Here is a 23,587-nt window from a genome sequence, read left to right as displayed (position 1 = left end):
TAGAGATAAAAAAGCCTCCTGACGGAGGCTTTTTTTATTTCTTTTTCGGGAACAGCTCTTTGCGTTTATAGGGCTCGATTTCACCCGGCTTGCGCGTTTTCAGCAGCTTCAGGATCCAGGTATACTGCTCGGTGTGCGGCTTAACAAACACTTCCACTTCTTCGTTCATCCGCCGGGCGATGGTCGTATCGTCAGCGTCCAGCAGATCGTCCATCGGCGGGCGCACCAGCACCGTCAGGCGGTGCGTCTTGCCATCGTAGACCGGGAACAGCGGTACGACGCGGGCGCGGCACACTTTCATTAAGCGGCCAATCGCCGGCAGCGTGGCCTTGTAGGTAGCAAAGAAATCCACAAACTCGCTGTGTTCGGCGCCGTGATCCTGATCGGGCAGATAGTAGCCCCAGTAGCCCTGGCGCACCGACTGAATAAACGGTTTGATCCCATCGTTGCGCGCGTGCATACGCCCGCCAAAACGACGACGCACGGTATTCCACACGTAATCGAACACCGGGTTACCCTGGTTATGGAACATCGCCGCCATCTTCTGCCCGCCGGAGGCCATCAGCATCGCCGGGATATCCACACCCCATGCATGCGGAACGAGAAAAATCACCTTCTCATTATTGCGCTGCATCTCGTCGATGATCGCTTTCCCCTGCCAGTCGACGCGGGCAAGGATTTTCTGCGGATCGCGCAGGCCCAGCTCGGCCATCATCACCATCGCCTGCGGCGCCGAGGCATACATGGCGTCGATGATCGCTTCCCGCTCGTACTCGCTTTTTTCCGGGAAGCAGTACAGCAAATTAATCTGCGCCCGGCGGCGCGAGCTTTTCGCCAGACGCCCTACCAGACGACCGAGTTTGCCGAGGAGCGGATCGCGAAAGGATGGCGGCGTCAGCGCAATACCGGCGAAGGCAAAGACCCCCAGCCAGGCGCCCCAGTAGCGCGGCAGTAAAAAGGATTTTTCAAACTTAGGGATAAACTCAATATTATTTTTTTTCGTTTCCATGCCCAATCCGCAGATCGACTGCTTAATCAAGATAATGGGATAGTGTAGCGAGACGTCGGGTATCCTACAAAAGAAAAAGCCGGCGCCCTGGGGCACCGGCTTTCCACTGACCGGTGGTTAGTCAAACCGCAGCTGCGGAACGACCTCTTTGACCTGCGCCAGATAGTCGGTCCGGTCAGAACCGCTCAGCCCTTCGGTACGCGGCAGCTTAGCCGTCAGCGGGTTGACCGCCTGCTGGTTGATCCACACTTCGTAGTGCAGGTGTGGCCCGGTAGAGCGTCCGGTATTCCCCGACAGCGCAATGCGATCCCCGCGCTTCACTTTCTGCCCCGGCTTCACTAACAGCTTACGCAGGTGCATGTAGCGAGTGGTATAGGTGCGGCCGTGGCGGATCGCGACGTAATACCCGGCAGCGCCGCTGCGTTTGGCCACGACTACTTCACCATCGCCCACCGCCAGCACTGGCGTTCCCTGCGGCATCGCGAAATCGACGCCACGGTGCGGCGCGACGCGGCCGGTGACCGGGTTCAGACGACGCGGATTAAAGTTAGAGGAGACGCGGAACTGACGCGCCGTTGGGAAGCGCATAAAGCCCTTCGCCAGACCCGTCCCGTTGCGGTCGTAGAATTTGCCGTCTTCGGCGCGGATGGCATAGTAATCCTTACCGTCAGAGCGAAGACGCACGCCGAGTAACTGGCTTTGCTCACGTTTGCCGTCGAGCATTTCGCGCGACATCAATACCGAGAATTCGTCGCCTTTCTTCAGCTTACGGAAATCCATCTGCCACTGCATGGCCTTGATCACCGCATTGATTTCCGTGCTGGTCAGCCCGGCATCACGCGCGCTGGAGACAAAGCTGGCGCCGACGGTGCCCTTCAGCACGCTGTTGACCCAATCGCCTTTCTGCAGCTCGCTGCTCATTTTAAAACCGTTATCCACACGGGTATAGGTGCGGGTCTCGCGGCGGGACATCTCCCAGGTCAAGCTCTGCAGATCGCCGTCGGCGGTCAGGGTCCAGGAGAGCTGCTGGCCAATCTTCAGGTTGCGCAGCTCTTTATCGGCGGAGGAAAGCTGGGCGATATCGCCCATATCGATACCGTACTGGTTCAGGATGCTGCTGAGCGTATCGCCGGTCGACACCACATATTCGTGCCCGCCGGCATCGCTATCGGCTTTTTCGTCGAGCTCATCCTGAGGAATGGCTTCTTCTTCCTGCGGGGCCTGATCGATCGGCTCGGAGGCTTCCGGCAGCAGGGAACGGATCTCGCTTTTTTCCAGTTCAATGGTTCTGACGATGGGGGCGGATTCCGGGTGGTAAATGTAGGGTCGCCAGACGGCGACCGCTAAGGTAAGAACGCTAAGCGACCCCAGCATGACGCGATGAGGTCGTGGCAAATTGTTGAATGCCTGAGTGACAGCGCGGGCTATCTGTTGCACGTATTCACTTCCTCGTTAATCTCCTTTCAGGCAGCTCGAATACTGATTCGCCAGTTGGGTGAGGAATTGCGGGTAACTCGTTTTACCCAGCGTAATTCCTGTCCCCAGTGGATCCAGGGTCCCCATGCGCACAGACGTGCCCCGGGCAACAGCTTCGATAACCGCTGGCCTGAACTGTGGCTCAGCAAAAACGCAAGTGGCTTTCTGCTCAACCAGTTGTGTTCTGATTTCGTGTAAACGCTGCGCACCGGGCTGTATTTCAGGGTTGACGGTAAAGTGCCCCAGCGAGGTCAAACCGTAGTGTTTTTCAAAGTAACCGTAGGCGTCATGAAAAACGAAATAGCCCTTCCCTTTCAGCGGTGCCAGCTCATTGCTCACCTGCTTGTCGGTCGCCGCCAGCGCGGTCTCGAACTGCTGCAGGTTGCTGTCGAGTTTGGCTCGACTCTGCGGCATAAGTTCCAATAATTTATCGTGGATTGCAACCGCCGAAAGCCGCGCTATCTCTGGGGATAACCACAGATGCATATTGTAAATACCGTGATGGTGATCGCCGTCACCTTTTTCTGCTGCGCCATGGTCATGACCATGGTGATCGTCATCGTCGTCCGCCCCGGTGATGAGCAGCGGTTTGACCCCATCCAGCTCGGCAATCGTCACCTTTTTATTCGCCGCAATGCTTTGCGTCGACTTATCCATAAAGGCTTCCATTTCCGGACCAATCCACACCACTAAGTCTGCGTTCTGTAAGCGTTTTACATCAGAAGGACGGAGGGAATAATCATGCTCGGAGGCGCCATCGGGCAGCAGCACCTGGGTCTCGGTCACCCCATCGGCGATGGCCGCCGCAATAAAGCCCAGCGGTTTCATAGAAGTCACCACGGCGGCGCTGGCCAGCGGTACCTGTGCGAACAAAAAAACAGCGCCAAGTCCAGCGCAAAGAAGCGTATTTTTATGTAACATAATGCGTCTAGTCATCGAAATAAGTGAGTGTGATGTGATATTATAACATTCACTAGCTTGTGCAACCCCTAAATTACTATGACAAACCTTGTAACGCTGGAAAATGTCTCGGTGGCCTTTGGCCAACGCCGCGTGTTGTCTGACATCTCGCTGGCTCTCACGCCAGGCAAAATCTTAACCCTGCTGGGCCCCAACGGCGCCGGCAAATCGACCCTTGTGCGGGTGGTTCTCGGGCTGGTAGCACCGACAGAGGGTGTTATCAAGCGTGACGCACGCCTGCGCATCGGCTATGTGCCGCAGAAACTGCATCTGGACGCCACGCTGCCGCTGACCGTCAGTCGCTTCCTGCGTTTGCGCCCGGGCACCCGTAAAGACGACATCCTGCCGGCGCTGAAGCGCGTGCAGGCGGGGCATCTGATCGATGCGCCGATGCAAAAGCTCTCCGGCGGCGAAACGCAGCGCGTACTGCTGGCCCGCGCCCTGCTCAACCGTCCGCAGCTGCTGGTGCTGGATGAACCGACCCAGGGTGTTGACGTCAACGGCCAGGTGGCGCTCTACGATCTTATCAACCAGCTGCGCCATGAACTGGACTGCGCGGTGCTAATGGTATCCCACGATCTGCATCTGGTGATGGCCAAAACCGACGAAGTTCTGTGCCTGAACCAGCATATCTGCTGCTCTGGCGCACCGGAGGTGGTCTCCATGCACCCGGAGTTTATCTCCATGTTCGGCCCGCGCGGCGCGGAACAGCTGGGGATATACCGCCACCACCATAATCACCGCCACGACCTTCAGGGGCGAATTGTACTGCGTCGGGGAAACAGCCGCTAATGATTGAACTTCTGTTACCTGGCTGGCTTGCCGGGATGATGCTGGCCTGCGCCGCTGGTCCGCTGGGCTCCTTTGTGGTCTGGCGCCGCATGTCTTATTTCGGCGACACGCTGGCGCATGCGTCTCTGCTCGGCGTCGCTTTCGGTTTATTGCTTAACGTCAATCCGTTCTATGCGGTGATCAACGTGACCCTGCTGCTGGCCGGCGGGCTGGTGTGGCTGGAAAAACGACCGCATCTGGCGATCGATACCCTGCTGGGCATCATGGCGCACAGCGCGCTGTCCCTGGGGCTGGTGGTGGTCAGTCTGATGTCTAACGTCCGCGTCGATCTGATGGCGTACCTGTTCGGCGATCTGCTGGCGGTTACGCCGCAGGACCTGATCGCCATTGCCATTGGCGTGGTGATTGTGATTGGCATTCTGCTCTGGCAGTGGCGGAATCTGCTGGCGATGACCATCAGTCCGGACCTGGCGTTTGTCGACGGCGTGAAGCTGCAGCGGGTCAAGCTGCTGTTGATGCTGGTCACCGCCCTGACTATCGGCGTGGCGATGAAGTTCGTCGGGGCGCTGATCATCACTTCCCTGCTGATTATCCCGGCCGCCACCGCCCGCCGTTTTGCCCGCACGCCGGAGCAGATGGCCGCCGTGGCGGTGGGCGTGGGCATGCTGGCCGTTACCGGCGGGTTAACCTTCTCGGCTTTCTATGATACCCCGGCCGGGCCGTCGGTGGTGCTCTGCGCCGCGGTGCTGTTTATTCTCAGCATGACGAAAAAAGCCGCCAGCTGAAAATGAAAAAGCCCGGTCACGCTGCTGACCGGGCTTCACCATAAACTGCTCAACCGCAACGCGCTACGGCATTTCCGGCGGCGTAATCCCGAAATGATTCCAGGCGCGCACCGTCGCCATTCTTCCCCGCGGCGTACGCTGCAGAAAGCCCTGCTGAATTAAGTAGGGCTCCAGTACATCTTCAATGGTTTCCCGCTCTTCGCCAATCGCGGCGGCGAGGTTATCCAGCCCCACCGGGCCGCCAAAGAACTTATCTATCACCGCCAGCAGCAGCTTACGGTCCATATAGTCGAACCCTTCCGCATCGACGTTAAGCATATCCAGCGCCTGGGCGGCAATATCGGCGGAGATGGTGCCGTCGTGGCGCACTTCCGCAAAGTCACGCACCCGGCGCAGCAGACGGTTGGCAATACGCGGCGTGCCGCGTGAACGGCGGGCTACTTCCAGCGCGCCCTCGTCGCTCATCTCCAGCCCCATATGGCGGGCGCTGCGGCTGACAATATGCTGCAGATCGGGGATCTGATAGAACTCCAGACGCTGCACGATGCCAAAGCGGTCGCGCAGCGGCGAGGTCAACGAACCGGCGCGGGTGGTGGCGCCGATCAGGGTAAACGGCGGCAGATCGATCTTGATGGAACGCGCCGCGGGACCTTCGCCAATCATAATATCCAGCTGGTAGTCTTCCATTGCCGGATAGAGCACCTCTTCCACCACCGGCGAGAGGCGATGGATCTCATCGATAAACAGAACATCGTGCGGTTCGAGGTTGGTGAGCATCGCGGCGAGATCGCCCGCCTTCTCCAGCACCGGGCCGGAGGTGGTACGCAGATTCACCCCCATTTCATTGGCGACGATATTGGCCAGGGTGGTTTTCCCCAACCCTGGCGGGCCAAAAATCAGCAGGTGATCGAGGGCGTCGCCGCGCAGCTTCGCCGCCTGGATAAAGATCTCCATCTGCGAACGCACCTGCGGCTGGCCGACATACTCTGCCAGCAATTTTGGGCGGATGGCGCGGTCAGCGGCCTCTTCAAAGCCGCTGCTGTCTGCCGATACCAGCCGGTCTGCTTCAATCATCCCTTACCTCACAACGCAGCGCGCAGCGCTTCGCGAATTAGCGTTTCACTGTTGGCGTCCGGACGCGCGATCTTGCTGACCATCCGGCTGGCCTCCTGCGGTTTATAGCCCAGCGCGACCAGCGCGGCAACCGCTTCCTGCTCGGCATCGTCCGCCGTTGGGCCTGCCGGCGAGGTCAGCACCAGATCGGCCGCCGGGGTGAACAGGTCGCCGTGCAGCCCTTTGAAGCGGTCTTTCATCTCAACGATCAGACGCTCAGCGGTTTTTTTGCCAATCCCCGGCAGCTTCACCAGCGAGGCGACCTCTTCCCGTTCAACGGCGTTGACGAACTGCTGCGCCGACATGCCGGAGAGGATCGCCAGCGCCAGCTTGGGCCCCACGCCGTTGGTTTTAATCAGCTCTTTAAACAGGGTACGTTCCTGTTTGTTGTTAAACCCATACAGCAGCTGGGCATCTTCACGCACCACAAAGTGGGTGAAGACGATCGCCTCCTGCCCGGCCTCCGGCAGCTCATAGAAGCAGGTCATTGGCATATGCACTTCATAGCCGACGCCCGCCGTTTCCAGCAACACCAGCGGGGGTTGTTTTTCGAGAATGATGCCTCTGAGTCTGCCTATCACGTGGGGCTCCTGCGTTATGGTCTAAGTATCTGGCGGTATCATAAAAAAAGGCTGGATAGATATCCAGCCTGATTTGCGATTATCGTAAGCGCCCCCGCGCCAGATTGAGCCGGGTCTCGCTGATCTGAGCGGCATTCTGGCTGACATGGCAATGGGTGATGGCGATCGCCAGCGCATCCGCCGCATCCGCCTGCGGATTGGCGGGCAGCTTGAGCAAGGTGCGCACCATATGCTGGACCTGGCTCTTTTCGGCGCTGCCAATCCCGACCACGGTCTGCTTGACCTGACGGGCGGCGTATTCAAACACCGGCAGCGCCTGATTGGTCGCTGCGACGATCGCCACCCCGCGCGCCTGCCCGAGCTTTAACGCCGAGTCGGCATTCTTGGCCATAAAGACCTGCTCAATGGCGAAATAGTCGGGCTGGAACTGGGTGATGATCTCCGTCACCCCGGCGTAGATCAGCTTCAGCCGCGACGGCAGATCGTCCACTTTGGTGCGGATGCATCCGCTGCCCAGGTAGCTCAGCTGCCGCCCAACCTGGCGGATCACGCCATAACCGGTAACGCGCGACCCCGGGTCAATGCCGAGAATAATAGCCATCACGCGCCTCCGGTTAACCGTGGATGCGGCTGCATCACAGGGTGGCTGCGACCTCGTCGGAGATCTCGCCGTTATGGTACACTTCCTGCACGTCGTCGCAGTCTTCGAGCATATCGATCAGACGCAGCAGCTTCGGCGCCGTCTCGGCATCCATATCCGCTTTGGTGGACGGAATCATTGAGACTTCGGCAGCGTCGGCTTTCAGGCCGGCGGCTTCCAGCGCGTCGCGCACAGCGCCCATCTCTTCCCAGGCGGTGTAGACGTCGATGGCGCCGTCGTCATAGGTCACCACGTCTTCTGCGCCTGCTTCCAGCGCCGCTTCCATGATAGTGTCTTCATCGCCTTTCTCGAAGGAGATAACGCCTTTCTTGCTGAACAGGTAGGAGACGGAACCATCGGTGCCGAGGTTACCCCCGGTTTTGGTGAAGGCGTGACGCACTTCCGCAACGGTACGGTTACGGTTGTCGGACAGACATTCCACCATCACCGCGGTGCCGCCAGGGCCGTAACCTTCATAAATGATGGTTTCCATGTTCGCGTCTTCATCGCCGCCGACGCCGCGCGCGATGGCGCGGTTCAGGGTGTCGCGAGTCATGTTGTTAGACAGCGCTTTATCAACGGCCGCACGCAGACGCGGGTTGGAAGCCGGATCGCCACCGCCCAGACGCGCGGCGGTGACCAGCTCGCGAATGATTTTCGTAAAGATTTTACCGCGTTTGGCATCCTGTGCCGCTTTGCGGTGTTTGGTGTTGGCCCATTTACTATGACCTGCCATAAAAAACTCTCCAAAAAGCGCGCCCTTTCAGGCGGCGTTAATTACAAATTCTTCAATCGCCTGCCGGTTGCTCCACGACTTGGTCAGCGCAGCGGCTTCCTTCGCGCTGACCCAGCGATAGGCCAGATGTTCGGTGAAAGTAATCTCCCGCTCATGAGGCAGCGCAAGACAGAACCAGAATTCCGTATTGCGCTCTACACCCGGCGCATAGCGATGACGCAAATGAGAAAATATCTCGAACTCCACCGTGCGCTGACAGTCGATTAAGGTCAGTTGCTCGCAGGCAACGTCAATGGCGACCTCTTCCTTTACTTCACGCGCGGCGGCCTGCAGCGCGGTCTCTCCAGCTTCCAGGCTGCCGGTGACCGACTGCCAGAACGCGGGATCGTCGCGCCGCTGCAACATCAGCACCCGTTTCGTATCTTCGGCGTAAATCACCACCAGCACCGAAACGGGCAGCTTAAATGACATATTACTTGTTCTCCAGAGACGCTTTTGCCTCTTTCTCCACAACCTGAATACCCAGCTCACCGAGCGCCGCCGGATTGGCGAAGCTTGGCGCTTCGGTCATCAGGCAGGCGGCCGCGGTGGTTTTCGGGAAAGCGATAACGTCGCGGATGTTATCGGTACCGGTCAGCAGCATGGTCAGACGGTCAAGACCGAAGGCCAGACCTGCATGCGGCGGCGTACCGTACTTCAGCGCATCCAGCAGGAAGCCGAATTTCTCACGCTGTTCCTGTTCGTTAATGCCTAGAATACCAAATACGGTCTGCTGCATCTCGCCGCGGTGGATACGCACCGAACCGCCGCCGACTTCATAACCGTTAATAACCATATCGTAGGCGTTGGCTACAGCCTCTTCCGGGGCGGCTTTCAGCTCATCCGCGGTCATATCTTTCGGCGAGGTGAACGGATGGTGCATCGCCGTCAGGCCGCCTTCGCCGTCGTCTTCGAACATCGGGAAGTCGATCACCCACAGCGGCGCCCATTTGCTCTCGTCAGTCAGACTCAGGTCTTTACCCAGCTTCAGACGCAGCGCGCCCAGCGCGTCGGCCACTACTTTCTTGTTGTCGGCGCCGAAGAAGATCATGTCTCCATCCTGCGCGCCGGTGCGGTCAAGGATCGCTTCCACGATTTCAGCGGTCAGGAATTTGGCCACCGGGCTGTTGATCCCGTCCATGCCTTTGGCACGCTCGGTCACTTTAATATAGGCCAGCCCTTTCGCGCCGTAGATCTTCACAAAGTTGCCGTATTCGTCAATCAGCTTGCGGGTCAGAGAGGCCCCGCCCGGGACGCGCAGGGCCGCCACGCGCCCTTTCGGATCGTTGGCCGGGCCGGCAAAGACCGCGAATTCCACAGACTTCAGCAGGTCGGCGACGTCCACCAGCTCCATCGGGTTACGCAGATCCGGTTTATCGGAGCCATAGCGACGTTCGGCTTCGGCGAAGGTCATGATCGGGAACTCGCCCAGGTCGACGCCTTTCACTTCCAGCCACAGCTGACGCACCATCGCCTCCATGATCTCACGCACCTGCGGCGCGGTCATAAAGGAGGTTTCCACGTCGATCTGGGTGAATTCAGGCTGACGGTCGGCACGCAGGTCTTCATCGCGGAAGCATTTGACGATCTGATAGTAGCGGTCGAAGCCGGACATCATCAGCAGCTGTTTGAACAGCTGCGGCGACTGCGGCAGCGCGTAGAATTTGCCTTTGTGCACGCGGGAAGGCACGAGGTAATCGCGGGCGCCTTCCGGGGTGGCTTTAGTCAGCATCGGGGTTTCGATGTCGAGGAAGCCATGGTCGTCCATAAAGCGGCGCACAAAGCTGGTAATTTTCGCGCGGGTTTTCAGGCGCTGCGCCATCTCCGGACGACGCAGGTCGAGGTAGCGGTATTTCAGACGCGCTTCTTCGGTGTTGACGTGATTGGAGTCCAGCGGCAGCGATTCTGAGCGGTTAATGATCGTCAGATCGGAAGCCAGCACTTCGATAGCGCCGGTGGCCATGTCCGCGTTGATGTTTTTCTCTTCACGCGCGCGAACGGTGCCAGTGACCTGAATGCAGAACTCATTACGCAGTTCAGAGGCTAACTTCAACGCATCCGCACGATCCGGATCGAAAAACACCTGAACGATGCCTTCGCGGTCGCGCATATCGATAAAAATGAGGCTACCGAGATCGCGACGGCGGTTGACCCAACCACACAGAGTCACCTGCTGCCCAACGTGGGACTGTCGAAGCTGTCCGCAATATTCTGTACGCATGAGATATCCCTTAACTTAGCCGTCGGCGGATTGTCGTCTGCCCTGCAGGCGACGAGGTCGCAGCTTTAGCTGATGTCACAACTGAATGAAAAAAGGCGGCTATTATACTGGAAATTCTGTCGTTCGATAAGTCCGACGCACGATGTACGCTGCTTTGCTGCGCGCTTAACGTCCACACTCACATAAATTAACAAAATTTGTTACTCTTTTGCTGAAGCCGCAAAGGTATTGTAGCCGCCTGACAACAGATGAAGATACGGGGATACCATGTTAGAACTCAATGCAAAAAACACGGCGCTGGTGGTAATCGATCTGCAGGAAGGCATTCTGCCTTTCGCCGGCGGCCCGCATCGGGCTGACGAGGTGGTGGCGCGCGCCGCTCGCCTGGCAGACAAGTGCCGGCAACAGGGTTCGCCGGTCATCATGGTCCGCGTGGGCTGGTCGGCCGATTTCGCCGAAGCGCTGAAACAGCCTGTCGACGCTCAGGCCGGGGCGCATACGCTGCCCGAAAACTGGTGGACCTACCCGGCCACGCTGGGTAAGCAGGAGAGCGATATCGAAGTGACCAAACGCCAGTGGGGCGCGTTCTATGGCACCGACCTTGAGCTTCAGCTGCGCCGCCGCGGGATCGACACCATTATTCTCTGCGGCATCTCCACCAACATCGGCGTCGAATCCACCGCCCGCAATGCCTGGGAGCTGGGTTTTAACCTGGTCATCGCTGAAGATGCCTGCAGCGCCGCCTCCGCCGAGCAGCATCAGGGCAGCATGACGCATATTTTCCCGCGCATCGGCCGGGTGCGCAGTACCGAGGAGATCCTCACGGCGCTATGATTTATATTGGGCTTCCCCAGTGGTCGCACCCGAAATGGGTGCGCCTTGGCATCACCAGCCTTGAAGAGTACGCCCGCCACTTTAACTGCGTGGAGGGCAACACCACCCTGTATGCGCTACCAAAGCCGGAGATTGTCGCCCGCTGGTACGAACAGACCCACGATGACTTCCGCTTCTGCTTCAAATTCCCGGCCACCATCTCGCACCAGGCCGCCCTGCGCCATTGCGACGAGTTAAGCAGCGAATTTTTTGCCCGCCTGGCGCCGCTGGCCTCGCGCATCGGCCAGTACTGGCTGCAGCTGCCGGCGACGTTCGGTCCTCGCGATCTCCCCGCGCTATGGCATTTTCTCGACGGACTGCCGAAGGATTTCACCTACGGCGTCGAAGTTCGTCATCCCGAGTTTTTCGCCAAAGGGGAAGCAGAACAGCAGCTCAACCGCGGGCTGCACGAGCGTAACGTCAACCGCGTGATCCTCGACAGCCGCCCGGTCCATAGCGCTGCGGCCACCAGTCCGGCGATGATCGATGCCCAACAAAAGAAACCGAAGGTGCCGGTACATGCGGTGATGACCGCCCGGCAGCCAATGGTGCGCTTTATCGGCGGTGACGATATGGCCCATAACCGGGAACTGTTTCGCGTCTGGCTTCAGACCTTGGCGAAGTGGCATCAGTCGGGGACCCCGTGGTTGTTCCTGCATACTCCGGACATTGCCTTCGCCCCGGCACTGGTGGATACCCTGTGGGGTGACCTGCGCGCTGCCCTGCCGGCGGCAGGAAATGCGCCGTCGATTCCGCAGCAATCTTCTCTTTTCTGATATCCTGCTATCATATCCGGAGCCATCTGCCAGAGTTAAAGGGAGTTTTCGTATGGTCAGCGCGCTGTATGCCGTTTTAGGTGCGTTATTGTTAGTGAAGTTCTCATTTGACGTGGTGCGTCTGCGCACCCAATACCATGTAGGCTACGGTGACGGCGGCTTTAGCGAGCTGCAGGTTGCCATCCGCGTTCACGGCAATGCCGTCGAATATGTGCCGATTGGCCTCATTTTGCTGTTATTTATGGAGATGAACGGCGCTCAGACCTGGATGGTGCACGTTTGCGGGATTTTATTGATTGTCGGGCGACTGATGCACTCCTGGGGCTTTCATCACCGCGTCTACTACTGGCGCCGCTCCGGCATGAGCGCCACCTGGTGCGCGTTGTTGCTAATGGTGCTGGCCAATCTCTGGTATATGCCCTGGGAGTTGGTTTTCTCCCTCCGTTAGCGCACAATACGCCGTTTTCGTTTTTTCGGGTTTAACGTTATGTCTCACCGCGATACGCTTTTTTCCGCGCCGATTGCCAGCCTCGGCGACTGGACCTTTGATGAACGGGTTGCTGAAGTCTTCCCCGATATGATCCAGCGTTCTGTGCCCGGCTACTCCAATATCATCTCGATGATCGGCATGCTGGCCGAGCGCTTCGTTCAGCCCAACACTCAGGTTTACGATCTTGGCTGTTCGCTGGGCGCCGCCACCCTCTCCGTGCGCCGCAATATTAGCCATCCGGGCTGTCGCATTATCGCCATCGATAACTCGCCCGCGATGGTGGAGCGCTGCCGTCGCCATATTGACGCTTATAAAGCGCCGACGCCGGTCGAAGTGATTGAAGGGGATATCCGCGACGTGACCATTGAAAACGCCTCGCTGGTGATCCTGAACTTTACTATTCAGTTCCTTGAGCCGGGCGATCGCCAGGCGATCCTCAATAAAGTCTATCAGGGGCTGAATCCGGGCGGCGCGCTGGTGCTCTCGGAAAAATTCAGCTTCGAAGACGCCCACGTTGGCGAACTGTTGTTCAATATGCATCATGACTTTAAGCGCGCCAACGGCTACAGCGAACTGGAGATCAGCCAGAAACGCAGCATGCTGGAAAATGTGATGCTGACGGACTCTGTCGAAACCCATAAAGCCCGCCTGCGTCAGGCTGGGTTTGAACATGCCGAACTGTGGTTCCAGTGCTTTAACTTTGGCTCGCTGGTGGCCGTGAAAGCCGGGGAGCAGGCATGATCGACTTCAGTAACTTCTATCAGCTGATCGCCAAAAGCCCGCTGTCTCACTGGCTGGAGACGCTGCCTGCCCAGGTAGCCGCCTGGCAGCGCGATGCCCTGCACGGCAAGTTTCGTGAATGGGAGCGCGCCGTAGAATTTCTGCCGGAGTTAACTCCCTGGCGTCTGGATCTTCTGCACAGCGTCACCGCCGAGAGCGAAACGCCGCTCAGCGAAGGCCATCAGCGGCGGATCGAAAATCTGCTTAAAAACCTGATGCCGTGGCGCAAAGGCCCTTATTCGCTGTACGGCATCAATATCGATACCGAATGGCGATCCGACTGGAAATGGGAGCGCGTTCTGCCGCACCTGTCCGATCTCACTGGCCGGACTATCCTCGACGTGGGCTGCGGCAGCGGCTATCACATGTGGCGGATGATCGGCGCCGGCGCACATCTGGCGGTCGGTATCGATCCCACCCAGCTGTTCCTGTGCCAGTTTGAAGCGGTGCGTAAGCTGCTCGGTAACGACCAGCGGGCGCATTTGCTGCCGCTGGGCATCGAGCAGCTGCCGGCGCTGGAGGCCTTCGACACCGTGTTCTCGATGGGCGTGCTCTACCACCGCCGCTCGCCGCTGGACCATCTGTGGCAGCTGAAAGATCAGCTGGCGCCAGGGGGCGAGCTGGTGCTGGAGACGCTGGTGGTTGAAGGAGATGAAAATACGGTGCTGGTTCCGGGCGACCGCTATGCGCAAATGCGCAACGTCTATTTTATCCCCTCGGCGGCGGCCCTGAAAATGTGGCTGGAGAAGTGCGGGTTTATTGACGTGCGCATCGTCGACGCCTGCGTCACCTCGACAGAGGAGCAGCGACGCACCGAATGGATGACGACCGAATCGCTGGCCGATTTCCTCGACCCACAGGATCAGCGCAAAACGGTGGAAGGCTATCCGGCGCCATTACGGGCTGTGATCATTGCCACCAAACCGGAAACCCAGCAGTCGCTGGCGAAAAAGGCGAGATAAAAAAAGGCCCCTGTTTAATGGGCAGGGGCCTGGTACGGGCAATCATCATATTGGGCGACATGATGTGCAGCAAAAAACCGTTTAACTTCTCCAGGCGGAGATAATCCTTTTCATCTCCGCCACCGCTGCGCCATTCACGGCGTAGCGTCTGTATTCATCGGCATCGGGATCGGCTGACATCGAAACGCCCGGATGACGAAAGCGCATTTCCGACGGCAACCAGTGGCCAGCAGAGCTATGGACCTCTTTCACCCCCGCCTGCAGAAACAGCGGCAGGTTCGCGGCGCGGACTCCCGCACCGGCCATAATGATTGGAGTATCCCCTGCGGCAATAAGTTCCGTAATTAATGAAATACCTTTCTCCGCCGAGGATTGCTGACCGGAAGTCAGGATACGTTTGACCCCCAGCTCACCCAGCGTTTTCCAGGCCTGACGCGGGTCAGCGCACAGATCGAACGCGCGATGAAAGGTCACCGCGAGCGGCCCCGCCGCGGCCATTATTTTTTTCATCCGCGGGATATCGATCTGGCCATCAGCATCCAGCACGCCGGTCACCAGCCCGGGAAAGCCCAGATCCCGCACCATGCGAATATCGTTAAGCATCGCGGCGAACTCTTCCTCGGTGTAGCAGAAATCGCCGCCGCGCGGGCGAACGATCGGATGCACCGGGAGAGTAATCGCCTCGCGGGCCGAGACCAGCACCCCATAAGAGGGGGTTAATCCCCCTTCCTGCGGCGCGGCGCAGAGCTCAATACGATCGGCGCCGCAGCGCTCAGCCTCCCGGGCGCACGCCATGCTGTAGCAACACACTTCCAGTACCGCCATTCCTCTCTCCCTGATCCAGACAACCTTTGCAGCATGTCACAATTTCACGCGGCAGACGCCGCGCGGCTTCACACTGTTACGTATCGGCTTGCTCGCTGGCGACGATTTGTTCAATAGACCACGTATGAAATTTGACCGTCACGCTGCCGTCAGTCACCGCCAGGGTAGGATTCGGCAGGCGCTCATGCTCCCCTTTCGGCGAGCTGGTTTTGACCACGATCCCCGGCTGGCTGAGTCCGTCATCGGCCAGCAGCGCCAGCGCGCGGGCATTTAAGGTTGCCGGATCGCCGGGCAGGACGATTTCGATATGCTCCCAGCCTTCATGGGGATAACGCTTTTCACCCGGCCACGGCAGCTCAACGATATGGAAGCGCCAGTGCGCCACGCAGACCGGCTCCGCCAGTTTGAACAGGCAAATGGGCCGGCCGTTAATCATATTCTCCGACAGCAGGGTGCCGCACTGCTCCAGACCGCGGCGCCAGCGTTCCGCAGTGGTATTCTGATGACAGCGCAGGGAGATATGGTCGGCGTCGAGCCCGGCGATCTCCAGTCCCAGTCGCGCAGTGAAGCGCTCAAGCGCATCGGAAAATCGCGGGAGATCCGCCGTAATATCGGCCAGTTGTTCATTTTGCTGCCAGTTTGCCATGGGTTTGCTCGTCAATAATGCTCGTCAGTAATGAAAAGGTAATTTACCGTGTTTCGGCCTGCGGACCAACCGCCGCCCCGCTGATGGGCAACTGACCGGCGATGGATTGCGCACGCCGGCGCGCCGCGCGCAATGCTGACGGACGGGGACAAATGCAGTATACTCCCGCCCTAATTTGTCCACATTATGGCGCCGCCTCCCTCGGGGGCAGGCGCATTACACGTAAGGTATTCCGGTGAATATTCAGGCTCTTCTCTCAGAAAAAGTCAGCCAGGCCCTGATCGCGGCAGGCGCCCCTGCCGATTGCGAACCCCAGGTCCGCCAGTCAGCAAAAGTTCAGTTCGGCGACTATCAGGCCAACGGCGTGATGGCTGTCGCCAAAAAGCTGGGTATGGCGCCGCGACAACTTGCAGAGCAGGTACTGTCTCATCTTGACCTCAACGGCATTGCCAACAAGGTTGAAATCGCCGGGCCGGGCTTTATCAATATTTTCCTCGACCCCGCGTTTCTGGCGGACAACGTCAACCGCGCGCTGCAGTCTGAGCGCCTGGGCGTCACGAAACCGCAGGCGCAGACTATCGTCGTCGACTACTCGGCACCCAACGTAGCGAAAGAGATGCACGTCGGCCATCTGCGTTCGACCATCATTGGCGATGCTTCAGTCCGTACCCTTGAGTTCCTGGGTCATAAGGTGATCCGCGCCAACCACGTCGGCGACTGGGGCACCCAGTTCGGGATGCTGATCGCGTATCTGGAAAAACAGCAGCAGGAAAACGCCGGCGAGATGGCCCTGGCCGACCTCGAAGGTTTCTATCGCGAAGCGAAAAAGCACTATGACGAAGACGAAGCCTTCGCCGAGCGCGCGCGCAGCTACGTGGTTAAGCTGCAGGGCGGTGATGAGTACTTCCTGCAGATGTGGCGTAAGCTGGTCGACATCACCATGTCGCAGAACCAGATCACCTACGATCGCCTGAACGTCACCCTGACCCGCGATGACGTGATGGGTGAGAGCCTGTACAACCCGATGCTGCCGGGGATCGTCGCCGATCTGAAAGCCAAAGGGCTGGCGGTTGAGAGCGAAGGCGCTACCGTGGTCTTCCTTGATGAGTACAAAAACAAGGAAGGCGAACCGATGGGCGTCATCATCCAGAAAAAGGATGGCGGCTACCTCTATACCACCACCGATATCGCCTGTGCGAAGTATCGCTATGAAACGCTGCACGCCGACCGCGTGCTCTACTACATCGACTCTCGTCAGCACCAGCACCTGATGCAGGCGTGGACCATCGTGCGCAAGGCAGGCTACGTGCCGGACTCCGTGCCGCTGGAGCACCATATGTTCGGTATGATGCTGGGGAAAGACGGCAAGCCGTTTAAAACCCGCGCCGGCGGTACCGTGAAGCTGGCGGATCTGCTGGACGAAGCGCTGGAGCGCGCCCGTCGCCTGGTGGCCGAGAAGAACCCGGATATGTCGGCTGACGAGCTGGAAAATCTGGCGAAAGTGGTGGGTATCGGCGCGGTTAAATATGCCGACCTGTCGAAAAACCGCACCACCGACTACGTCTTCGACTGGGATAATATGCTGGCGTTCGAAGGCAACACCGCGCCGTATATGCAGTATGCCTATACCCGCGTGCTCTCCGTGTTCCGCAAAGCCGGCATCGACGAAAACGCGATGATCGACGCGCCGGTGGTCATCGCCGAAGATCGCGAAGCTCAGCTGGCCGCGCGCCTGCTGCAGTTTGAAGAGACCCTCTCCGTGGTCGCTCGCGAAGGGACGCCGCACGTGATGTGCGCCTACCTCTACGATCTGGCGGGCCTGTTCTCCGGCTTCTACGAGCACTGCCCGATCCTCAGCGCGGAAAGCGAAGAGACCCGCAACAGCCGTCTGAAGCTGGCGCTGCTCACGGCGAAAACCCTCAAGCTGGGTCTCGATACCCTCGGTATCGAAACCGTCGAGCGTATGTAACAAGCAACCCGGCGAAAGCCGGGTTAGTTTTATTCGGCGCCTCGCCAGCGGGGCGCCCTGCTCAGAAGTACTTGCGTAGATACTCCGTCAGACAAAGGATCGCCATCGCCTGACCGTAGGGCATCGAGGTAAGCGGGATCTGGCGATAAAAGTCGAGGTCTGACCCCATCCCGGTGCCAAATGAGGTCTGCAGCAGCTCCCCCTGCGGCGAAATATTCTGCACAATCCCGCGAATCGCTTTTTCAGCCACCCCGGCGTAGTGCTGCCCGACGTAACGCTTGCGCACCGCTTTGAGAATCCCGTAGGCAAAGCCGGCGGTCGCCGAGGCCTCAAGATAAGAGTGCGGGTCGTCCAGCAAGGTATGCCACAGGCCGCTGTCGTCCTGGCATTCTGCTAAGGCGGCAATCTGTGCGTCGAGGACTGTAATCAGATAGCGCCGTACCGCATTCCCCTCGGGGAGATCCACCAGTTCCAGAAAATCCGGGATCACCATGGTGAGCCAGCTGTTGCCCCGCGCCCAACGCGCCCGGGCAAAGTTATGCCGCCCCTCATAGTTCCAGCCGTGAAACCACAGCCCGGTCTCCCGGTCCATCAGGTTCTGCACATGGAGCAGGAACTGGTAGGTTGCCTCCTCCACATACTGGGGGCGGTTAAGCAGCTTGCCAATTTTGGCTAACGGCAACACGGTCATCATCAGCGTGTCATCCCACATTTGCTGATGGTTCTCCTCCGCCAGAGTCATGTGCTGCATACCGCCCTGCTCGGTGCGCGGCATCTCGTGCATCGCCCACTCCGCCCAGCTCTCCAGCCACGGCAGATACGCCATACGGCCGGTCTCTTCAAAGCGGTAAGCCAGGGTCAGAAACGGGGCCATAGTATTGACGTTTTTGGTCGTTGCTCCCTCGGCGAAGCGGTCGGCAAACCAGCGATCGATGATATCACGCATCTCGATATCGCCGGTTTGCTGGTAATACTGATAGATGCCGTACAGCCCAACGCCGTGGGTCCACTCCCAGCCGGCCCAGCCTTTGGTATCGATCACGCGCCCGTCATCCAGGCGTAGTAAAAATTGCCCGCTCTCATCCTTAATATTCACCAGGTTTTGCGTCACGTTGCGGATCAGCGCCTGCAGTTCGCTGCGGGCGATAAAACGCTCAGGCTGACGCAGTAATGGGCTATGTTTGACCGGCCAAACTTTCATGTTGTTAACCTCGGGTATATGTCGAATTCAAAGCGCCGCCCTTAATGAGCGCCGGGGCAGCAGGTTTATGACGATTCAGATAGCCAATATTGTTATTGCCCCACAGACAGTCGTAAGGCATCCCCGCCAGCAGCTCGACCACCGCACGGTGTTCCGCACTGGTTTGTTCCGACTGAGCGTAGCCGAGCTCGCGCATTCTGAGGGTCTCGCTGCGCAGGACGCTGTGGGTGTGCAGGTTGAGCTTGAAGCGCAGCGAGACGAGGAAGCCGCAGGCTAACACCACCAGAGTGCCGACGCTGAGGATCAGCAGAATGGTATGGCTGACCCCTTCAGGCTGTATTTTTTGCCCGGAAACAAACCCCGACAACTGCATAATGATCCCCACCAGCATCACCGCCCCCGCCTGCGAGGCTTTGCGGGTCAGAGTCATGATGCCGGCAAAAATCCCCTCCCGGCGCTGGCCGGTGATCGCTTCGTCGACGTCGGCAATATAGGTGTAGGTATTCCACGGTACGTAATTTATCCCGCCGCGTCCCAGTCCGGCGACAGCAGAGATGAGCAGCAATAAGGAATAGACGTCGCTCAGTCCGGCGTAATAGAGCAGCGCGTAGGAGAGTGAGCTCAGGCCAAACAGGACCACCACCATGCGGTACGACGGCGCGGGGCCAAAACGAATGCACAGCGGGATCATGGCGATTACTGCAATAAACTGGAAGATGGCCATCGTCCCCAGCAGGTTCGAGGCGACGGCGGCTTCCTGCATCAGAACAAAGACCACGTAATAGGTAAACACGGCATTGAAGACGTCCTGGGCGATATAGCCCCCCAGATACATGCCGAGGTGCTGGCGGAAAATTTTTATCCGCAGCGTAGAACTCAGCTCAATCACCAGGCGATTGAGGCTCTGAGCAAGGGTTAAGTTTTGTTTTTCCGCTTCCGCCCGCAGGGCCGCTTCCGACCACGCCTCCCGCGGTCGTTCCCAGGTGAAACACCAGACCAGAGTCAGCATCACCGCGCACAGCACCGAGAACACCAGACTGGCATAGAAGAACGAGCTGGCATTATCTTTGCCGAGCCAGGAGAGAAGGATCCCCGGCAGGAAGGAGGCTAAAATCGCCGACATCTGCGCCATCGAAATGCGCGCGCCGGAGAATTTGGTTTTCTGTTTAAAGTCATCGGTCATCTCCGGCACCAGCGTCTCATAGGGCACCAGAATCATGGTATAGACCATATCAAACAGCAGATAGGTCGCCAGGTAGTACCAGAAGCCCATCTCGCCGACCCACATCGCTGAATAGCTGAATACGCAGGGGATGCCGAGCAGAATAAAGAATTTTCTGCGGCCGAAGCGCTTACCAAGCCAGGTGGTGCCAAAGTTATCGGTGAGAAAGCCCATCAGCGGGCTTACCACCGCGTCCAGCACGCGGGCGGCAGCAAAAATAAGCGTGGCCTCAATCGGGGTCAGTCCGCAAAAGGTCGTGTAAAAGTAGAGCAGCCATGCGGCGGTTAGCGCCGTCGTGCCGGCGCCGAGAAAATCGCCCGCGCCGTAGGCCAGATAGTTAGCCAGTCCAATTTTTCGTGTTTTCATCGCCGTGATCCTGTGTCTTTTTTTAAAAGAACGCCGACAATCGTTCCGGATTTGCCACCGGAAGGGAGTGGGTACCTGGCTACACTAAAAGCTGTGAAAGGAGGTTACCTTTGTACTTTTGCCACGGAACAGTCGCCGGTGGCAAAATGACAAAGAGATGACGTCGCCACTTCACTCATTTATAAAACAGCATTTCTTTTTAATCAAAAGACAGGTTCATTGATGTGATCTGGCTGGAAGGTCGCCGACTAACGAACAGGCTCGCAAATCCCGGGATCGGCCCTTGCGCAGTCGGGGAAACAGGAGTAAAGAATGGAAGAAAGGGTTATTCCGCGTATCTCAAGGAGGCCAGATGCCTTATACCCATCTGCTGGTTGCCGTCGCGCCAACGCCGGAGAGTCAGGTATTAATTAAAAAAGCGGTGTCGATAGCCCGCCCCGTTAACGCGAAGGTGAGCTTAATCACTCTCGCTACGGATCCGGAGCTGTATAACCAGTTCGCCGCACCGATGATGGAAAATCTGCGCGAAGTGATGCAGGAAGAGACGCGGGAGTTTCTCAATGAGCTGGCTCGCCACGCGGACTACCCAATAGAAAGAATGACCATCGCCTGCGGCGAGCTAGGCCATCATATTAAGGACTTCTGCCGGTCGCACCGTGTTGATCTGGTGATCTGCGGCAATCACAACCATTCCCTCTTCTCACGCGCCACCTGCTCGGCGAAAAGTATCGTCGGCAGCTGCGGCGTTGATGTCCTGTTGGTTTCCCTTGAAAAGGGCTAACGCCGGTTAGCCCTTTTCCTGAACTAGGCCAGTTTAGGGAAGGTGGCTATCTTCCCCCGCAGACGGCTCTCCTCGCTGCGCGGTGAAATATGCTGCAGATCCTCGACAAAGCGCGCCTGCCAGTTATGAATATCATTTTCTCTGATCACGTCCAGCATCGCTGAATGACGGGCGATACGTTCCGCCAGCGGCATGCTGAGCGCGCGATCCAGCGCGGCGGCAACCTCGTCGCGATCGTAAGGATTGACGATCAGGGCGCTGGTCAGCTCCTGCGCCGCCCCGGCAAACTGCGACAGGACCAGTACGCCAGGGTTATCCGGATCCTGCGCCGCGACGTACTCCTTCGCCACCAGGTTCATACCATCGCGTAGCGGCGTCACCAGCCCGACGTCAGAGTAGCGGAAGACCTTCATCAGCAGCTTACGATCAAAATGCTGGTTCAGATAGTAGAGCGGTGTCCAGCCAAGCTGACCAAACTGTCCGTTGATGCGTCCGGCTGCGGTTTCCAGCTGGTGGCGGATATCCTGATAGGCCTGCACATCGCCGCGGGAGGTCGGCGCGATCTGGGTATAACGGATTTTGCCGTGGTGCTGAGGGTACTTCTCGAGCAGCGTCTCGTAGGCGAGGAATCGCTCCGGCAACCCTTTCGAATAGTCAAGACGCTCCACGGAGAAGATATTCTTCACATTTTTCAGCTCGTTCTTCAGCTGGGCCAGCTTCGGCGGCAGCGGACCTTTAGCGTTGCGCGTAATTTCGTCCGGATCGATCCCTATCGGATAAACCTCGGTACTGAACGCCTTACCCCATGCCTGATAGCGTTTATCGCCGAGGTCGGATAGGCGAGTCTGCATAGCAATGCTGTCGAGAAAAGCGGTTCTGTCGCTTTCGGTCTGGAAGCCCAGCAGATCGTAATCGCACAGTTGCTCCAGCAGCTCAGCGTGCGGCGGCAGAGCGTTAAAAATCTCCGGCGTCGGGAACGGAATATGTAAGAAAAACCCGATGCGATTGTTCACTCCGCGCTTACGCAGCTCGCTGGCGAAGGGCAGAAGATGGTAATCATGGATCCACAGCGTATCGTCTGGCTCAATCAGCGGCAGAAGCTTGTCCGCCAGCATGGCGTTAACCCGCAGATATCCCTCCCAGGCTTCGCGCTGAAAGCTGACCAGATCAAGACGATAGTGGAAAGCCGGCCACAGCACGGCGTTAGAGAACTGGTTGTAGTATTCATCATGGTCCCGTTCATTAAGGTTGAACGACGCCCAGGAAATATTCCCGCGGGAGACCTGCTTGAGCGGCTGCTGGTCATCGCCAATCTCGCCGCTCCAGCCAAACCACAGACCCCCCGCCGCTCTCAGTGCCCCCAGGATGCCGACGGCCAGACCGCCAGCGCTCGATTTTTTATCGTCCGGTAAGGCGATACGGTTAGAGACTACGACTAAACGACTCATGGTCATCCCTCCTTTCGGTTTGCGCGTCATACGCCAGATGTTGCAACCACGTCCTTACAGCGGCGGCATCCGCCAACCGCCAGTGCGCCTGAGTTTCCCCGGCGCCAACTTTTACCGACATTCCCTGCAGTTGATTAACGACGCTGAATCCCGCCTCGTCGGTCAAATCATCGCCGACAAAAACCGGTTCGCGGCCGGCGAATGGCGCCTCCTGCATGAACGCGGTAATCGCCTCCCCTTTGTTGACGCCGCGGGGTTTAATCTCCACCACGCACTTGCCAAGCTGTAACGCCAGCAGCGGATAGCGCTGAACAATCCGCTGCGCCAGCTCCAGCACGGCGCTCTGCTGCTGCGGGGCCTGGCGATAGTGGAGCGCGAAAGCCATCTCTTTACTCTCCAGCTCACATCCCGGGAGCGCTTCCAGCGCCGACGTCAGCTCAGCCGCGATCTCATCGCGCAGCGCTGTCGGCAGAGAGACGATGTAGGTTTTACCATTGATATCACGGCGCTCGGCCCCGTGAACGCCGGCCAGCGGTAGCCGCCAGGGATGGGTTAGCGCGTCAAGTTCAGCCATTGAGCGCCCTGAAATCAATGCCACCGCGCCCCCCTGCTGCTGGGCCAGCGCATTGAGCGCCTGCAGCGTGCTGTCGGGTATCACCACCTGATCGGGGTGCGGTTGGATATCGGCAAGAGTACCGTCGAGGTCAAAGAAAAAAGCGTAGTTTCCGGTTAGCGCAGGCGGTACAGATATCTGGTTATCCACCCTGTTTCCTCCTTATCATGGCCAGCCGAAGCTGGTTGTTAATTATATGTGAGCCATGTAAGTATAGACAGTGTGACCAACCTCGCCATTTTTGATAGTTACCGCCAGCGAAACGGGCGCTGGCGGCAATTAC

General features: G+C 58.4%; 24 protein-coding genes. 9 read left to right on the top strand and 15 right to left on the bottom strand.

The window, feature by feature from the left end; genetic code table 11:
• Positions 1–34: 34 nt before the first annotated feature.
• From lpxM to znuA, 3 genes are all read right to left on the bottom strand, one after another.
• Complete coding sequence (lpxM, locus tag KB890_RS23995) at positions 35–1,009, bottom strand: lauroyl-Kdo(2)-lipid IV(A) myristoyltransferase (RefSeq protein ID WP_004175421.1); 975 nt, start codon at positions 1,007–1,009, stop codon at positions 35–37.
• A gap of 117 nt (positions 1,010–1,126) precedes the next feature.
• Positions 1,127–2,446, bottom strand: a complete 1,320-nt coding sequence (mepM, locus tag KB890_RS23990; protein ID WP_002911444.1) for a murein DD-endopeptidase MepM — start codon at positions 2,444–2,446, stop codon at positions 1,127–1,129.
• Positions 2,447–2,461: 15 nt separating this feature from the next.
• Positions 2,462–3,406 carry a zinc ABC transporter substrate-binding protein ZnuA gene (gene znuA, locus KB890_RS23985; RefSeq protein ID WP_004180437.1) on the bottom strand — a complete coding sequence of 315 codons (945 nt, stop codon included), beginning with the start codon at positions 3,404–3,406 and terminating at the stop codon, positions 2,462–2,464.
• A 111-nt stretch (positions 3,407–3,517) separates the two neighbouring features.
• On the opposite strand from znuA, the gene znuC reads away from it, so the two are divergent.
• Complete coding sequence (gene znuC / locus KB890_RS23980) at positions 3,518–4,237, top strand: zinc ABC transporter ATP-binding protein ZnuC (protein WP_004197828.1); 720 nt, start codon at positions 3,518–3,520, stop codon at positions 4,235–4,237.
• A complete protein-coding gene (znuB, locus tag KB890_RS23975; RefSeq protein WP_004180438.1) occupies positions 4,237–5,022 on the top strand; it encodes a zinc ABC transporter permease subunit ZnuB in 786 nt (261 codons plus the stop codon). The genes znuC and znuB overlap by 1 nt, the downstream gene beginning before the upstream one ends.
• 63 nt (positions 5,023–5,085) lie before the next feature.
• Here znuB and ruvB read toward each other — a convergent pair whose 3' ends face one another.
• The 6 genes from ruvB to aspS all read right to left on the bottom strand — a co-directional run bounded on the left by ruvB (position 5,086) and on the right by aspS (position 10,352).
• On the bottom strand, positions 5,086–6,096 hold the full coding sequence (ruvB, locus tag KB890_RS23970; protein WP_004148860.1) for a Holliday junction branch migration DNA helicase RuvB: 1,011 nt from the start codon (positions 6,094–6,096) through the stop codon (positions 5,086–5,088).
• A gap of 8 nt (positions 6,097–6,104) precedes the next feature.
• Positions 6,105–6,716, bottom strand: coding sequence for a Holliday junction branch migration protein RuvA (gene ruvA, locus KB890_RS23965; RefSeq protein WP_002911454.1), 612 nt, complete (start codon positions 6,714–6,716; stop codon positions 6,105–6,107).
• A 79-nt stretch (positions 6,717–6,795) separates the two neighbouring features.
• On the bottom strand, positions 6,796–7,317 hold the full coding sequence (gene ruvC / locus KB890_RS23960; RefSeq protein ID WP_002911456.1) for a crossover junction endodeoxyribonuclease RuvC: 522 nt from the start codon (positions 7,315–7,317) through the stop codon (positions 6,796–6,798).
• 34 nt (positions 7,318–7,351) lie between these two features.
• On the bottom strand, positions 7,352–8,092 hold the full coding sequence (locus tag KB890_RS23955) for a YebC/PmpR family DNA-binding transcriptional regulator (RefSeq protein WP_002911459.1): 741 nt from the start codon (positions 8,090–8,092) through the stop codon (positions 7,352–7,354).
• 27 nt (positions 8,093–8,119) lie between these two features.
• Positions 8,120–8,563, bottom strand: coding sequence for a dihydroneopterin triphosphate diphosphatase (gene nudB / locus KB890_RS23950; protein ID WP_004180439.1), 444 nt, complete (start codon positions 8,561–8,563; stop codon positions 8,120–8,122).
• A 1-nt stretch (position 8,564) separates the two neighbouring features.
• The gene (aspS, locus tag KB890_RS23945) at positions 8,565–10,352 is read right to left on the bottom strand and encodes an aspartate--tRNA ligase (protein WP_002911479.1); all 1,788 of its coding nucleotides are present in this window, start codon (positions 10,350–10,352) and stop codon (positions 8,565–8,567) included.
• A gap of 267 nt (positions 10,353–10,619) precedes the next feature.
• Here aspS and KB890_RS23940 point away from each other — a divergent pair, with 267 nt between their 5' ends.
• From KB890_RS23940 to cmoB, 5 genes are read left to right on the top strand one after another with little or no spacing between them, the layout of a single operon-like run.
• The gene (locus KB890_RS23940; protein ID WP_004145564.1) at positions 10,620–11,186 is read left to right on the top strand and encodes a hydrolase; all 567 of its coding nucleotides are present in this window, start codon (positions 10,620–10,622) and stop codon (positions 11,184–11,186) included.
• Entirely contained in the window at positions 11,183–12,001 is an 819-nt protein-coding gene (locus KB890_RS23935; protein WP_002911483.1) for a DUF72 domain-containing protein, read from the top strand. The genes KB890_RS23940 and KB890_RS23935 overlap by 4 nt, the downstream gene beginning before the upstream one ends.
• A gap of 52 nt (positions 12,002–12,053) precedes the next feature.
• Positions 12,054–12,449: an MAPEG family protein gene (locus KB890_RS23930; protein ID WP_002911484.1), complete on the top strand. Its 396-nt coding sequence runs from the start codon at positions 12,054–12,056 to the stop codon at positions 12,447–12,449.
• A 39-nt stretch (positions 12,450–12,488) separates the two neighbouring features.
• Positions 12,489–13,232, top strand: coding sequence for a carboxy-S-adenosyl-L-methionine synthase CmoA (cmoA, locus tag KB890_RS23925; RefSeq protein ID WP_002911486.1), 744 nt, complete (start codon positions 12,489–12,491; stop codon positions 13,230–13,232).
• Complete coding sequence (cmoB, locus tag KB890_RS23920) at positions 13,229–14,233, top strand: tRNA 5-methoxyuridine(34)/uridine 5-oxyacetic acid(34) synthase CmoB (protein ID WP_004151451.1); 1,005 nt, start codon at positions 13,229–13,231, stop codon at positions 14,231–14,233. The genes cmoA and cmoB overlap by 4 nt, the downstream gene beginning before the upstream one ends.
• An 81-nt stretch (positions 14,234–14,314) precedes the next feature.
• Here cmoB and cutC read toward each other — a convergent pair whose 3' ends face one another.
• Entirely contained in the window at positions 14,315–15,058 is a 744-nt protein-coding gene (gene cutC / locus KB890_RS23915) for a copper homeostasis protein CutC (RefSeq protein ID WP_004180440.1), read from the bottom strand.
• 76 nt (positions 15,059–15,134) lie between these two features.
• Entirely contained in the window at positions 15,135–15,704 is a 570-nt protein-coding gene (locus tag KB890_RS23910; RefSeq protein WP_004180441.1) for a VOC family protein, read from the bottom strand.
• A gap of 235 nt (positions 15,705–15,939) precedes the next feature.
• On the opposite strand from KB890_RS23910, the gene argS reads away from it, so the two are divergent.
• Positions 15,940–17,673: an arginine--tRNA ligase gene (gene argS, locus KB890_RS23905; RefSeq protein WP_004151452.1), complete on the top strand. Its 1,734-nt coding sequence runs from the start codon at positions 15,940–15,942 to the stop codon at positions 17,671–17,673.
• A gap of 61 nt (positions 17,674–17,734) precedes the next feature.
• Here argS and KB890_RS23900 read toward each other — a convergent pair whose 3' ends face one another.
• Together KB890_RS23900 and KB890_RS23895 are read right to left on the bottom strand one after the other, a co-directional pair.
• Complete coding sequence (locus KB890_RS23900; RefSeq protein WP_002911497.1) at positions 17,735–18,874, bottom strand: beta-galactosidase BglB; 1,140 nt, start codon at positions 18,872–18,874, stop codon at positions 17,735–17,737.
• Positions 18,875–18,878: 4 nt separating this feature from the next.
• Positions 18,879–20,462, bottom strand: a complete 1,584-nt coding sequence (locus KB890_RS23895; RefSeq protein ID WP_002911499.1) for an MFS transporter — start codon at positions 20,460–20,462, stop codon at positions 18,879–18,881.
• A 352-nt stretch (positions 20,463–20,814) separates the two neighbouring features.
• Between KB890_RS23895 and uspC the strand changes: the two genes are divergently transcribed.
• Positions 20,815–21,243 (top strand): universal stress protein UspC, encoded by a 429-nt coding sequence (uspC, locus tag KB890_RS23890; protein ID WP_002911500.1) that lies wholly within the window; start codon positions 20,815–20,817, stop codon positions 21,241–21,243.
• Between the two features lie 23 nt (positions 21,244–21,266).
• On the opposite strand, the gene otsA is transcribed toward uspC, so the two are convergent.
• Complete coding sequence (gene otsA / locus KB890_RS23885) at positions 21,267–22,691, bottom strand: alpha,alpha-trehalose-phosphate synthase (RefSeq protein ID WP_004175414.1); 1,425 nt, start codon at positions 22,689–22,691, stop codon at positions 21,267–21,269.
• A complete protein-coding gene (gene otsB / locus KB890_RS23880; RefSeq protein WP_002911505.1) occupies positions 22,666–23,454 on the bottom strand; it encodes a trehalose-phosphatase in 789 nt (262 codons plus the stop codon). Before otsB ends, otsA begins: the two co-directional genes overlap by 26 nt.
• Positions 23,455–23,587 lie beyond the last annotated feature (133 nt).

The organism is Klebsiella sp. P1954 (assembly GCF_018199955.1).
GTDB classification, from domain to species: Bacteria; Pseudomonadota; Gammaproteobacteria; order Enterobacterales; family Enterobacteriaceae; genus Klebsiella; species Klebsiella pneumoniae.
Note: the sequence above shows the minus strand (reverse complement) of the source record. Positions and strands in the feature narration are given on the sequence as shown.

Excerpts from the sequence above, each read along its gene's own strand:
- lpxM (WP_004175421.1), bottom strand. The coding sequence starts at position 1,009 with ATGGAAACGAAAAAAAATAATATTGAGTTTATCCCTAAGTTTGAAAAA.
- znuA (WP_004180437.1), bottom strand. The coding sequence starts at position 3,406 with ATGTTACATAAAAATACGCTTCTTTGCGCTGGACTTGGCGCTGTTTTT.
- znuB (WP_004180438.1), top strand. The coding sequence starts at position 4,237 with ATGATTGAACTTCTGTTACCTGGCTGGCTTGCCGGGATGATGCTGGCC.
- ruvB (WP_004148860.1), bottom strand. The coding sequence starts at position 6,096 with ATGATTGAAGCAGACCGGCTGGTATCGGCAGACAGCAGCGGCTTTGAA.
- ruvC (WP_002911456.1), bottom strand. The coding sequence starts at position 7,317 with ATGGCTATTATTCTCGGCATTGACCCGGGGTCGCGCGTTACCGGTTAT.
- KB890_RS23955 (WP_002911459.1), bottom strand. The coding sequence starts at position 8,092 with ATGGCAGGTCATAGTAAATGGGCCAACACCAAACACCGCAAAGCGGCA.
- nudB (WP_004180439.1), bottom strand. The coding sequence starts at position 8,563 with ATGTCATTTAAGCTGCCCGTTTCGGTGCTGGTGGTGATTTACGCCGAA.
- aspS (WP_002911479.1), bottom strand. The coding sequence starts at position 10,352 with ATGCGTACAGAATATTGCGGACAGCTTCGACAGTCCCACGTTGGGCAG.
- KB890_RS23940 (WP_004145564.1), top strand. The coding sequence starts at position 10,620 with ATGTTAGAACTCAATGCAAAAAACACGGCGCTGGTGGTAATCGATCTG.
- KB890_RS23935 (WP_002911483.1), top strand. The coding sequence starts at position 11,183 with ATGATTTATATTGGGCTTCCCCAGTGGTCGCACCCGAAATGGGTGCGC.
- KB890_RS23930 (WP_002911484.1), top strand. The coding sequence starts at position 12,054 with ATGGTCAGCGCGCTGTATGCCGTTTTAGGTGCGTTATTGTTAGTGAAG.
- cmoA (WP_002911486.1), top strand. The coding sequence starts at position 12,489 with ATGTCTCACCGCGATACGCTTTTTTCCGCGCCGATTGCCAGCCTCGGC.
- cmoB (WP_004151451.1), top strand. The coding sequence starts at position 13,229 with ATGATCGACTTCAGTAACTTCTATCAGCTGATCGCCAAAAGCCCGCTG.
- cutC (WP_004180440.1), bottom strand. The coding sequence starts at position 15,058 with ATGGCGGTACTGGAAGTGTGTTGCTACAGCATGGCGTGCGCCCGGGAG.
- KB890_RS23910 (WP_004180441.1), bottom strand. The coding sequence starts at position 15,704 with ATGGCAAACTGGCAGCAAAATGAACAACTGGCCGATATTACGGCGGAT.
- KB890_RS23900 (WP_002911497.1), bottom strand. The coding sequence starts at position 18,874 with ATGAAAGTTTGGCCGGTCAAACATAGCCCATTACTGCGTCAGCCTGAG.
- KB890_RS23895 (WP_002911499.1), bottom strand. The coding sequence starts at position 20,462 with ATGAAAACACGAAAAATTGGACTGGCTAACTATCTGGCCTACGGCGCG.
- uspC (WP_002911500.1), top strand. The coding sequence starts at position 20,815 with ATGCCTTATACCCATCTGCTGGTTGCCGTCGCGCCAACGCCGGAGAGT.
- otsA (WP_004175414.1), bottom strand. The coding sequence starts at position 22,691 with ATGAGTCGTTTAGTCGTAGTCTCTAACCGTATCGCCTTACCGGACGAT.